Annotated in this window: 12 protein-coding genes; 7 read left to right on the forward strand and 5 right to left on the reverse strand. The window is 68.3% G+C overall.

All coding sequences use genetic code 11. The features are described from left to right. Positions 1-35: 35 nt before the first annotated feature. Both ACWELJ_RS08565 and ACWELJ_RS08570 read right to left on the reverse strand, forming a co-directional pair. The gene (locus ACWELJ_RS08565; protein ID WP_452365543.1) at positions 36-1,469 is read right to left on the reverse strand and encodes an ABC1 kinase family protein; all 1,434 of its coding nucleotides are present in this window, start codon (positions 1,467-1,469) and stop codon (positions 36-38) included. A gap of 129 nt (positions 1,470-1,598) precedes the next feature. Continuing rightward, positions 1,599-2,339, reverse strand: a complete 741-nt coding sequence (locus tag ACWELJ_RS08570) for a TetR/AcrR family transcriptional regulator (RefSeq protein ID WP_452365544.1) — start codon at positions 2,337-2,339, stop codon at positions 1,599-1,601. Positions 2,340-2,525: 186 nt separating this feature from the next. Here ACWELJ_RS08570 and ACWELJ_RS08575 point away from each other — a divergent pair, with 186 nt between their 5' ends. The 6 genes from ACWELJ_RS08575 (at position 2,526) to ACWELJ_RS08600 (ending at position 7,957) form a co-directional block, all read left to right on the forward strand. Further along, positions 2,526-3,821: a DUF445 domain-containing protein gene (locus ACWELJ_RS08575; protein ID WP_452365556.1), complete on the forward strand. Its 1,296-nt coding sequence runs from the start codon at positions 2,526-2,528 to the stop codon at positions 3,819-3,821. Between the two features lie 137 nt (positions 3,822-3,958). After that, positions 3,959-4,495: a helix-turn-helix domain-containing protein gene (locus tag ACWELJ_RS08580; RefSeq protein ID WP_452365545.1), complete on the forward strand. Its 537-nt coding sequence runs from the start codon at positions 3,959-3,961 to the stop codon at positions 4,493-4,495. Further along, positions 4,492-5,166, forward strand: a complete 675-nt coding sequence (locus ACWELJ_RS08585) for a heparin-binding hemagglutinin (RefSeq protein WP_452365546.1) — start codon at positions 4,492-4,494, stop codon at positions 5,164-5,166. The genes ACWELJ_RS08580 and ACWELJ_RS08585 overlap by 4 nt, the downstream gene beginning before the upstream one ends. A 162-nt stretch (positions 5,167-5,328) precedes the next feature. Beyond that, positions 5,329-5,613, forward strand: coding sequence for a DUF2516 family protein (locus tag ACWELJ_RS08590; protein ID WP_357090891.1), 285 nt, complete (start codon positions 5,329-5,331; stop codon positions 5,611-5,613). Positions 5,614-5,781: 168 nt separating this feature from the next. Next, the gene (locus tag ACWELJ_RS08595; protein ID WP_452365547.1) at positions 5,782-6,804 is read left to right on the forward strand and encodes an alpha/beta fold hydrolase; all 1,023 of its coding nucleotides are present in this window, start codon (positions 5,782-5,784) and stop codon (positions 6,802-6,804) included. A 148-nt stretch (positions 6,805-6,952) separates the two neighbouring features. Continuing rightward, entirely contained in the window at positions 6,953-7,957 is a 1,005-nt protein-coding gene (locus tag ACWELJ_RS08600) for an alpha/beta fold hydrolase (RefSeq protein ID WP_452365548.1), read from the forward strand. Positions 7,958-8,017: 60 nt separating this feature from the next. Here the strand turns inward: ACWELJ_RS08600 and purU are convergent, their stop codons facing one another. Beyond that, a complete protein-coding gene (gene purU, locus ACWELJ_RS08605) occupies positions 8,018-8,899 on the reverse strand; it encodes a formyltetrahydrofolate deformylase (protein ID WP_452365549.1) in 882 nt (293 codons plus the stop codon). Positions 8,900-9,058: 159 nt separating this feature from the next. Further along, complete coding sequence (locus tag ACWELJ_RS08610) at positions 9,059-9,619, reverse strand: GNAT family N-acetyltransferase (RefSeq protein ID WP_452365550.1); 561 nt, start codon at positions 9,617-9,619, stop codon at positions 9,059-9,061. 95 nt (positions 9,620-9,714) lie between these two features. Here ACWELJ_RS08610 and deoC point away from each other — a divergent pair, with 95 nt between their 5' ends. After that, positions 9,715-10,341: a deoxyribose-phosphate aldolase gene (gene deoC, locus ACWELJ_RS08615; RefSeq protein WP_452365551.1), complete on the forward strand. Its 627-nt coding sequence runs from the start codon at positions 9,715-9,717 to the stop codon at positions 10,339-10,341. Between the two features lie 10 nt (positions 10,342-10,351). Here deoC and ACWELJ_RS08620 read toward each other — a convergent pair. Next, positions 10,352-11,208, reverse strand: an 857-nt coding sequence (locus ACWELJ_RS08620; RefSeq protein ID WP_452365552.1) for an LmeA family phospholipid-binding protein, incomplete at its 5' end; no start/stop codon positions are given.

Raw genomic sequence — 11,208 nt, forward strand, 5'->3', positions numbered from 1 at the left:
GGCGAAACCCCGGCGAGCCCCGCGAGTTGGGTTTGTCACGCCTTGGCGGCGCGCTTGCGGGGCTTCTTGGTGGGCGCCCCGGTGGTGGGCGTGGGAGCCGGTCGGCTCGCCAGCCATTCGTGATGGGCGCGGCCGAGTTCGGTGACCGGGTCGTCCCCGTACAGCCACTCCCGCGCGATGCGGTGCCAGTTGCCGGTCGCTTCCAGCTGCCCGAGCATGCCGAAGGTCAGGAAGTCGGCGCGGCGGGAGAACAGGTGCTCGGGCGGCAGATTCTGTTGTTTCATGCCCTCGAAGTCGGTGGCGCGCGGGTCCACCGCGAGCACGAAGGCGCCGGAGGCCAATTCGGGGGTGATGGTGAGTTCCTCGTCCACCAGCGCCCATTCACACGCGGCGAGCACGTATTCCAGGCATTCCTCGGGCGTGATCTCCTCGGGCGATTCGATGACGCCGCGCTGCACCATGAGGTCGCGCAGGTCCTCGGCCCGCTCCTCGGCGGCCGCGCGGATGCAGACCGCCTCGAAGCGCACGTGTTCGGGATCCATCCGGTTGTAGAGCCCGAAGTCCAGGAACGCGACCCGGCCGTCGGGGCCGAGCAGCAGGTTGCCGGGGTGCGGGTCGCCGCAGAACTCGTTGAAGGTGAACAGCGAGCCGACGTAGAACCGGTAGATGATCTCGCCGATCCGATTCCGTTCGGCCGCGGGCATTTCCCGGATCTCCTCGAAGCCGCGGCCGGGGAAGTATTCGCTCACCAGCACGCGGGTGGTGGACAGTTCCGGGTAGGTGGTGGGCACCACGATGAACGGGTGCCCGGCGAACAGGTCCGAGATCTGCTTCTGGGTAGTGGCCTCGGCGACGTAGTCGAGTTCGCTCTCCAGGTTGAGCCGCAGCTCGTCGAGCACCGCCGGGGTCACCCACGGCATGGCGGACTGCAGGATGCGGCGGAACATGGCCAGGTTCTTCAGGTCCGCGCGCACGGCGGTGTCGATGCCCGGGTACTGCACCTTCACCGCGACCTCGCGGCCGTCGTGTAGGGTGGCCTTGTAGACCTGCCCGATCGAGGCGGCGGCGACGGGTTCGGGATCGAATTCGGCGAACACTTTCTCCAGCGGCTGCCCGAAGTCCTCCTCGATGACCGCCCGCATCACCTCGAACGACACCGAGGGCGCGCTGTCGCGCAGCACCGCGAGCCGCCGCTGGAACCGCTCCCGATGCTCGGGCGGCACCAGATCCAGGTCCAGCACCGACAGCATCTGCCCGAGTTTCATGGCGACGCCCTTCATGGTGCCCAGCACCATGACCATCTGCTCGGTGGCCCGGATCATGGATTCCTCGGCCATCCGGGCGCGCACCGCCTCGGACCGGCCGCGCATGGAGCGCCGGGTCTTCTGGGCGCGCAAGGCATTACCGGCTACAGCGATTCCCAGCTTCGTCCCCCGCGCGAGCCTGGATGTGGGCAGCTCTTTCGCCATCAGTGACCCTCCATGGGAGCCAACACCCCCGTTGGTGCCGACATGGCGGAAACCCCGTGATGCGAGCGTCTCAGAGGGTGCGCTCCGCCGACCTCAGACTAACCACACTGGGAACTCGAGTGCTAGCCGTCAGCTAGCACTGTTTCGGGTGTTCTCCGCATCGGGTAGCACGTGCGGGCGCGAGTTGAAGTAATGCCGGTCGCCGCCGGCACGAACCATGCCCTCGATGGCGCTCCAGGCCATCATGGTCAGGTAGTCGAGCATCTCCTCGCTGGACATGGTGCGGTTGGAGATCCACCAGTCCGTCGCCAGCTGCACGCCGCCGACCAGCACGTAGGACCACAGCATGGCGCCTTCGGTCTGCAGGCCGCGGTCGAAGGACTTGTCGATGATGACCGCGGAGACCACCTGCGCGAACAGCTTCTCGAAGTCGGCGAGGGTGGAGGTGTCGGTCGCCGCGCCGTTGCCCATGATGAAGCGGTACACGTCGGTGTCCGAATCCACGGTGTGCACGTAGGCCGCCAAGGTGTTGCGGACCAACTGGTATTCGTCGAGGTCGTCGCTGATGGCGCCGTAGATGCGCGGCATCAGGGTGGTCTCGATGAACCGCTCCATGGTGGCGCGGGTCAAATCCTGCTTGTCGGAGAAGTACCGGTAGAGCACGGTTTTGGAGACGCCGATCTCGGCGGCGATCTCGTCCATTCCGGCGTCGCCGCCGCGCTTGCGGATGGCGGCGAGGGTGCCGTCCACCAGTTCCTCGCGCCGATCGATCTTGTGCTGTTGCCAGCGCCGTTTGCGACCGTCCACACGACCCCCGCGTGGACCGGTGGCCGCCTCGACGGCGGCGCTCACGCTGCCTTTGGTGGTCACGCTGCGTTGGCTCCTTGTTCGCGTCCTGGGCCTGGGCCTATTCAGCTTAAGCCTCCCATGCTGTGGATCGCCGCCGTTCGGGAAGGGCCCGGTGGCGGGGAGTTCGTCACATCACGCGCCAGAATGGAAGTCATGGAGCAACCTGCCGGCAGTGCCGGGGTACTCGAGCAGACCGAGCCGAAGCCGATGAAGACCATGCCCACCGGCGGCGGAGCGTTCGCCGATCTCCTGGACGAAGAGGGTAAGAAGCGCGAGCTGTGGCGTATGAAGGCCATCGCCACGGGCTTCCTGGCCGTAGCCACCGTCGTCTATATCGTCTGCGCCTGGATCAGTTCCCGCGGCGCGGGCGGGGAGTGGGTGGGCTACGTCAAGGCCGCCTCCGAGGCGGGCATGGTGGGCGCGCTGGCCGACTGGTTCGCGGTCACCGCCCTGTTCCGCCATCCGCTGGGCCTGCCGATCCCGCACACCGCGATCATCCGCAAGAAGAAGGATCAGGTGGGCGAGGGCCTCGGCGACTTCGTGCGCACCAATTTCCTCTCGCCCGACGCCGTCGCCGTGAAGGTGAATTCCGCGCAGATTCCCTTGCGGCTGGGCCGGTGGATGGCCGAACCCGCGAACGCGGAACGGGTCTCCGACGAGAGCGCGACGATCCTGCGCGCGGTCATCGGCGTGCTGCGCGACGAGGACGTCGAGCAGATCATCGACCAGACCATCGTGAAGCGGATCGCCGAACCGCAGTGGGGTCCGCCCATCGGCAAGGTGCTCAACGAGCTGATCGCCGACAACCGGCAGGCCCCGCTGCTGGACCTGCTGGCCGAGCGCGCGCACCAGTGGGCGCTGGACTCGCAGGAGACCCTCGATCGCATCGTGAACCGGGACGCGCCCTCGTGGGCGCCCAAATTCGTGAATTCGCTCCTGGCCGAACGCATTTATCGAGAGCTGGTGGAATTCACCTGGAAGGTGCGCACCCAGCCCGATCACGAGGTGCGGCTGGCGGCCAATCGTTTCCTCGAGGAATTCGCCCACGATCTGCAATTCGACGAGACGATGATCGAGAAGGCGGAAAAGATCAAGACCGAGCTGATGGGCCGGCGTGAGGTCACCGGGATGGCGCAGGCCACCTGGCGGGCGGCCAAGCGGGTGATCCTGGAATCGGCCGACGATCCGAATTCGACCTTGCGGCGCAAGGTGTCGGAGAACGTGCGGCAGTTGGGTGAGCGGTTGTCCTCGGACCCGGCGATGCGCGATCAGGTGGACGGCTGGCTCGAGCGGGGTGTCCGCTACCTGGTCGCCAACTACGGCGCCGAGTTCGCGGGTCTGGTCAGCGACACGGTGGCGCGCTGGGATGCCGAGGAGGCTTCGCGCAAGATCGAATTGGCGGCCGGCAAGGACCTGCAATTCATTCGCATCAACGGCACCGTCGTGGGTTCGCTTGCGGGCCTTGTGATCTACACCGTTTCGCATTTGCTGTTCAATGGCTGAACAAATGACCAATTAGCGCTTCGGTTGAAGCGCTGAGTGTTTGCCGACACGGCACCGAGAGTGCGGTGCTAACAGAGCGCTTGCAAGAGTTAGCACCCCGTCCTAGAATTGGCCCCACAACCGCCGGAAGGTGAGTGATGAAGCACGATCCCGAGGTTCCCGAACCGATCGAAGGCGACGAAGCGGAGACGTCCGCCGCCGGAGACCGGTCGGGCCGCGTAGCCAACGCGGCTCACGACATCGGGGGCTTCATCCGGTCGCAACGCGAGGCCGCCCAGGTCTCGCTGCGACAGCTCGCACAGCTGGCGGGGGTGAGCAATCCGTACTTGAGTCAGATCGAGCGCGGGCTGCGCAACCCGTCCGCCGAGGTTCTCGCGCAGATCGCCAAGGGTCTGCGAGTCTCCTCGGAGGTCTTGTACATGCGGGCCGGGTACCTCGAGCAGAGGCCGCACGGCCCGGTCCGGGATGCCCTGCTGGCCGATGCCGGCCTGACCGAACGTCAGAAGCAGGTCCTCCTGGACATCTATGAATCGTTTTGCCGGGAGAACCAGGCGAACGAGGACAGAGGGGACGCAACGGAGCTAATGGGGGGCGTTCCCGGGGGAAACAGGGACAACGAAGTTCCGCCACGCACAACCGAAGTTCCGCCACGCCAGGAGAACGAACAACCATGACCGAATCGAATCTGACCGCCACCGTCACCAAGCCGATCTACGCCACCGTCGGCGCCGGCGACGCCCTCTACGCCGCCGTGACCGACGCCGTCTCGCAGATCCGGGAGCGCGCCACCTCCGCCGACGTGCAGGGTCGCATCGACGAGGCCCGCGAGCGCTTCGCCAACCTCCCGGCCGACCTGCAGGAGCAGGCCGAGACCCTGCGCCAGCGCGTGCAGGCGCTGCCGTCCGAGCTGCCCGAGGACCTGGCCGAGCTGCGCGAGAAGGCCACCACCGAGGAACTGCGCAAGCTGGTCGACCAGTACTACCACCAGCTGCTGGACTTCTACGCCGACCTGGCCGCCCGCGGCGAGGAGACCGTCGAGAAGCTGCGCGCCAACCCGGCCTTCGAGGACCGCTTCGAGCTGGTCGAGTCCCGCTACAACGACCTGCTGGCCCAGACCCAGGACGTGCTGGGCAAGGTCACCGACCAGGTCGGCCCGTACCTCGGCTTCACCGCCAAGGAGGAGGCCCCGGCCGAGGAGACCGTCGACGCCGAGGTCGTGGACGTGACCACCGAGACCGCCCCGGTCGAGGACGAGGCTCCCGTCGCCAAGAAGGCCGCCCCGGCCAAGAAGGCTCCGGCCAAGAAGGCCGCGCCCGCCAAGAAGGCCGCCCCGGCCAAGAAGTAGGTCTTCGCGTTCCGCGAAAGAGCTTGTCGCCCTCGCGCACTCCGGTGTGCGGGGGCGACGCGCGTTCCGGGGCGGTGACGCTCGTTGCGGGGACCACGCGGTTTCGTGTCGTGCCCGGAAGTCGCGGTGGCGGGGTCTGCGCTCCGTATGATGGGTGGGGTGATGGGAATACCCGGACTGATTCTGTGGGTCTTGTGGCTGGCCGCCATGGGCATGACGGTGTTCGCCCTCGTGCACGCGATTCGCCAGCGTCCGGACGCCTTCACGGCCGTGGACAAGCTGACCAAGCCGGTGTGGATCGCCATTCTGCTGGCGTCGCTGGGCGGGTTGCTGCTGGGGCAGACCGCGGTCGGGTTCCTCGGTATCGCGGCGGTGGTCGCGACGGGCGTCTACCTGGCCGATGTGCGGCCCAAGGTCGATGAGATCCAGCGCGGGCCGCGCTGGTAGGGAGGCTCGGGCTTTCGGCCGTCATCCGGTTCGCCGGGTGGCGGCCTCTTTTTTGTGATCGGCGCGGTGTGCGCTCGATTCCGACTCGGGAACTTTTCGGGTGCTTGCACTGGCTAGCACGCGGTACTCCGGGTTACTGTATCTATCAGTAACACAAAGGAGTGTCCTATGCAGGCAACGCTGCCTCACCCTGCGGACCTCGGCCGGAAGGTCCGTGACCTGGTGCTCGCGCACCGGGCCGACCTGCGCGGCCGGACCTACGGCATCGCGGACCTGAATCCGCCCGCCGGACCCTACGAGGTCCTGCCGGTCACCGCCTCCGATGGCGCCCGGCTGCGGGTGCACGCCTACGGTCCCGCCGACGGCGATCTGATCGTGCTGGTGCACGGCTGGACCTGCTGCCTCGAATACTGGAACCCGCAGATCAACGCCTTCGCCGGGGAATACCGTGTGATCGCCTACGACGTGCGCGGGCACGGGGAGAGCGACGAGGGCACCGCCCCGCTCACCACCGATCAGCTCGCCGACGATCTCGCCGAGGTCCTCGACGCCGCGCTGCGGCCCGGTCAGCGGGCCGTGCTGGTGGGACACAGCTTGGGCGGCATGACGATTCAGGCCTGGGCGGGCCGCTATCCGCAGCGCGTGCGCAAGCAGCTGCACGCGGTGCTGCTCACCAATACCGCGGCCGGCGACCTGATCGCCGAGACCACCGTGGTCCCGTTCCTCAATCGCGGCGCGGTCGCGCTGCCGTTCCGGGCGGGCCTGCTCGGGCTGAGCCTGCCGATCCTGTTCCCGCCGGTCAAACCCGTGAAATGGGTGTTCCGCCGCCAGATCATGAGCTTGGCGTCGGTCGGCGACATCGCCGACTTCGGCCTCAATATCGTGCGGTCCTGCCCGGCTCGGGTGCGCGGGCGGTTCGGAACCCTGTTGTCCTACTTGGATGTCGGGCACGGGGCGGCCCGGCTGACGGTGCCGACCACCGTCATCGCGGGCTCCGCCGACGATATGACCCCGCCGGTGCACGCGGAGCGGATCGTCGAGATGCTCACCGAGACCGGCAGTCTGGACGCCTATCGGGTGCTGCCGACCGGGCACCTGGGCAATGTGGAGGCCTATCGGGAGTTCAACGCCGAACTCGCGCGGGTCGCCCGGACCGCTTTCGGAGTTCCGGCGCAGGTGGTGGGCGCCTGAGGGGTGGGGCGTACTCACCCCTGGGGGACCTTATCCGCGAGGTCGTGCACCGCGAACATTGTTGTATAGCAAGAAGATATATACCTGCTTGCTGTTGCAAGCACCCCGGTTAGCGCGATACTGTGGTCTGGAACACAAAGGAGTGCTCATGCTGGTGAAACTGCCAGAGGCGGGTGTCGGCGTCGACGCGCTCACCGCGCCCTTCCGTTCCGGGCTGCGGTCCCGGGCCTACCGGACCGCATCGCTCAACTCCCCGCGACCCACCGAGGTCCTCCCCGTCACCACACGGGACGGTGTGAAGCTGCGCGTTCACGCGTACGGACCGGCCGATGGCGACGTGATCGTGCTGGCACACGGCTGGTCCTGCGCCATCGAATACTGGAACCCGCAGATCAACGCCTTCGCCGGCGAGTATCGGGTGATCGCGTTCGATCAGCGTGGCCACGGCGACAGCGAGAGCGGCACGCGCCCTTTCAGCGCCGACCAGCTCGCGGACGACTTCTCCGACCTGCTCGACGCGGTGCTGGCCCCGGGCCGTCGCGCGGTGCTGGTCGGGCACAGCATGGGCGGCATGACCATTCAGGCGTGGGCCGACCGGTATCCGCACCAGGTCCGGCAGCGGGCCTCGGCGGTGCTGCTGGCCACCACCGCCGCGCGGCAGATTCCCAACCGCGCCACCGTGATTCCGCTGCTCAATGATGTGATCCCGGGTCCGGACTGGCTGGCGCTGGCGCTGTTCGGCACCCCGGTGCCGCTGCCCGGCGGGCGCGCGGTCAATCTGATCGCCAAGCACCGGCTGATGACCCCGTCGGCCACCCGCGACCAGATCCTCTTCGGCACCTCGATCGTCCGGTCCTGCCGCCCGTCGGTGCGCGCCGCCGTGGCCCGGGGTCTGCTCGAACTCGATCTGCACGGCGCCGCGGCGCATTTGACGGTCCCGACCACCGTGGTCGCGGGTTCGCACGATCGGCTGCTGCCGGAGGTGCATTCGCGCGAGATCGCCGACACCCTCGCCACCGCCGGGCATCTCGACCGGTACGTCATCCTGCCCACCGGGCATCTGGTGAACATCGAGGCCGAGCAGGCGTTCAATGTGGAGCTGCACCGCGTGATCCGCCGTTCGCGCCGCGACCCGGTCGCCGTCGCCGGCTGATTCGGGCAACGACAACGCCCGCCCCCGCGAAAGCCGGGGCGGGCGTTGGTTTTTCGGGTCCTATTCGAAGACGACCGTGCGGCGGCCGTGCACCAGCACCCGGCCCTCCAGATGCCAGCGCAGACCGCGGGCCAGCACCACGCGCTCTATATCGCGGCCCTGGCGCACCATGTCGCGCACGGTGTCGGAGTGGTCGATGCGGGTGACGTCCTGCTCGATGATCGGGCCCGCGTCCAGCTCGGCGGTCACGTAGTGGCAGGTGGCGCCGATCAGCTTCACGCCGCGCGCGAACGCCTGGTGGTAGGGGCGCGCGCCGACGAAGGACGGCAGGAAGCTGTGGTGGATATTGATGGCCTTGCCCGCCCAGTGTTCGCACAGTTCGGCGGGCAGCACCTGCATGAAGCGGGCCAGCACCACCGCGTGCGGATCGTGGGCGTCGACCAGATCCCGCATCTGCTCGAAGGCGGGGCCGCGCTCGGCCGGATCCTTCGGGAACGGGATGTAGTGGAATTTGATGCCGTGCGCCTCGGTCATCCCGGCCAGGTCGGGGTGATTGCCGATGACGGCCTCGATGGTGGCGGGCAGCTCGCCGGAGGCGGCGCGGCCGAGCAGATCGTGCAGGCAGTGGCCGTCCTTGGAGACCAGCAGCACCGCGCGGCGGGGCTCCCCGGAGTCGTGCAGCTGCCAGTCGGTCTCCGGGCCCAGGTCGGCGGCGACGGCGGTGAACCGGTCGCGCAGCTCGTCCAGGTCGAACGGCACGGTGGCCGCCTTGATGGCCTGCCGGGTGAAGAACCACCCGGTCTCCAGGTCGGAGTGGTAACCCGCCTCCACGATCGATCCGCCGAAATCGGCGATGAAGGAGGTGATGCGGGCGATGATGCCGGGACGATCCGGGCAGCCCAGGGTGAGCACGTAGCGACGGTCGTCCAGGGTGGAACTCATGTCAGGCAGTATCCGCCTCCCGGGAAGGTCAGCGCGCGACCGGGTGCCGCTGACGGTCAGGCCTGCGGCCGGCGGCCGGGTGCCGCGACTGTTTCGGGCATTCCCGACGAGTTACCACCGAGGCACGAAATCAGTGGTCACGATGGCGAGCGGGACCGATCACAGGCGGTAGAAAGGGTCCGCGTAGTGGAAGTCGCCCTTGATCTCGAGTTCGTACGCGGTCAGGGTGCGGACCTGGAAGTGGGTGGCCCAATCCGGCTGGTCCGGGATGATGCCCACCCGGGTGCCGGGCACGAAGCCGAAGCGCGGGTAGTACTCGAGGCTGCCCAGCAGGCCCACGAGGGGCTCGTCGAGGGCGTCGGCGGCGCCGAGGGCGGCGTGCATGAGGGCCGAGCCGATGCCCGCGGCCTGATGATTCGGCCGCACCCCGAGCGGGCCCAGCGCCAGCACCGGGAACGGGCCCACGCTCGCGCGGGTGAGGCAGACGTGGCCGACCACCTGATCGTGGACCTCCGCCACCAGCGACAGCGTCGGGATCCAGACGGCCGCGTCGTCGCGCAGCGTGTGCACGAGCCCTACTTCGACGGGGTCGCCGGAGGGGCGGGAGGAAGGGGAATCGCCGTCGGCAGCCGCGGAGCGATCGGGGCTTGCACCGAAGGCGCTGCGGTGTACCGCGTCGATCGCGGCGGCATCGCCGGTACGTTCACGACGGATCAGCACGCCTACAAGTCTGCGTGACAGCGGCGGCGGCCCGCAACAAAGATGTGCCAAACTCGGTGCTCATGCCGAAGATTTCCCGCTCTGACGTGGCGGAGATGATCGATCACACACTGCTCTCACCCGATGCCACCCCCGCGGACGTGACCGCGCTGGTGGCCGAGGCGCGCGAATTGGGGGTGTTCGCGATCTGCGTGTCGCCGTCCATGCTGCCGGTGCGCGCGCCCGGTCTGGTGGTGGCCACGGTCGCGGGATTCCCCTCCGGCAAACATCATTCGCTGGTGAAGGGGGCCGAGGCGCGGCTCGCGGTGGAGCAGGGCGCGGCCGAGGTGGACATGGTCATCGACGTCGGCGCGGCGCGCGCGGGCGAGTACGGCGCGGTGCTCGCCGACATCGTCACCGTGCGGGAGGCGGTGGGAGATCGCGCCCTGCTCAAGGTGATCATCGAAGCGGCGGCGTTGAGCGATGCCGCCATCGTGGAGGTGTGCCGGGCCGCGGAACGCGCGGGCGCGGATTTCGTGAAGACCTCCACCGGTTTTCACCCCGCGGGCGGCGCGAGCGCGCACGCGGTGCGGCTCATGGCCGAGACGGTCGGCGGGCGGCTCGGGGTGAAGGCCAGCGGCGGGATCCGGGACGCGGCGCAGGCGGCGGAGTTGATCGCCGCCGGCGCCACCCGGCTGGGGCTGTCCCGGTCTCGCGCAGTGCTGGAAGGATTTCCGGTCTAGCGGCGGCCGGTCAGCACAGGATGGGCTGCTGCTGGGCGTTCGGATCCGCCTGCAGCACGGTGTTTCCGCCCTGCAGGGTGATGTGCAGGCCCTCCTTGGTGACCTCGACCTTGTTGGGCGTCAATCCCATCGGGTAGGTCTGCAGGCTCTCGGTCATCAATTGCACGATGCCCGAGACCAGATCGGTGGGCAGCCCGAAGCCGAGCAGCGATGCCTGCAGCGTCTCCACCTCGATCTTGCCGTCCACGATCTTCGGCTTGACCTGCAGTTGGGCCAGCCCGCCCAGCACCGCGAAGCTCAGTGTGCCGGTGGCGGGGTCGGAGGCGGTGGCCGAGACCAGACCGGCCATGGTCTGGGTGATGCCGTCATTGCTCCAGGTGACGTCGGCGCTGGAGCTGCCGACGCTGGCCTGCTTGCCGCCGTCCTTGGTCTCGACGTCGTGGAAGGTGGCGTTGACGACCATGCCCTGGGCCGGGCCGAACTTGGAATCGTCGCTCTTCACGGTGACTTCGCCGACCTTGTGGTCGAACATGGTGAGCAGCAGCGGCTTCCAGCCGAACGAGACGTCGATCTTGGAGCCCATCTGGGCCTCGAACTGCGAGCTGATGCATTTCTGGACCTTGTGGCGGGCCCAGGCCTCGCCGCCGGCGAGCCCGCCCGCGACCAGCAGCGCGGCCACCAGGGTGACGATCAACGCGATCCGCTTGCGGCTGCGCCGGGGACCGGACGAACCGGTCTGTCCGCCACCGACTTTCGCCGGGGGCGGCGGGGTGCCGGGCGGCACCGGAGTCGCGCCGGACTGGGTTCCGACGAAGCCTCCTACATCACCGGCATCGACATGGTGGTGGACGGTGGCTGGGAACTGAG

Source organism: Nocardia sp. NPDC004582 (assembly GCF_053602115.1).

What these genes read in the sequence shown, in the direction of transcription:
- ACWELJ_RS08565 (WP_452365543.1), bottom strand. Translation starts at nt 1,469, where the DNA reads ATGGCGAAAGAGCTGCCCACATCCAGGCTCGCGCGGGGGACGAAGCTG.
- ACWELJ_RS08575 (WP_452365556.1), top strand. Translation starts at nt 2,526, where the DNA reads ATGAAGACCATGCCCACCGGCGGCGGAGCGTTCGCCGATCTCCTGGAC.
- ACWELJ_RS08580 (WP_452365545.1), top strand. Translation starts at nt 3,959, where the DNA reads ATGAAGCACGATCCCGAGGTTCCCGAACCGATCGAAGGCGACGAAGCG.
- ACWELJ_RS08585 (WP_452365546.1), top strand. Translation starts at nt 4,492, where the DNA reads ATGACCGAATCGAATCTGACCGCCACCGTCACCAAGCCGATCTACGCC.
- ACWELJ_RS08590 (WP_357090891.1), top strand. Translation starts at nt 5,329, where the DNA reads ATGGGAATACCCGGACTGATTCTGTGGGTCTTGTGGCTGGCCGCCATG.
- ACWELJ_RS08595 (WP_452365547.1), top strand. Translation starts at nt 5,782, where the DNA reads ATGCAGGCAACGCTGCCTCACCCTGCGGACCTCGGCCGGAAGGTCCGT.
- ACWELJ_RS08600 (WP_452365548.1), top strand. Translation starts at nt 6,953, where the DNA reads ATGCTGGTGAAACTGCCAGAGGCGGGTGTCGGCGTCGACGCGCTCACC.
- purU (WP_452365549.1), bottom strand. Translation starts at nt 8,899, where the DNA reads ATGAGTTCCACCCTGGACGACCGTCGCTACGTGCTCACCCTGGGCTGC.
- deoC (WP_452365551.1), top strand. Translation starts at nt 9,715, where the DNA reads ATGATCGATCACACACTGCTCTCACCCGATGCCACCCCCGCGGACGTG.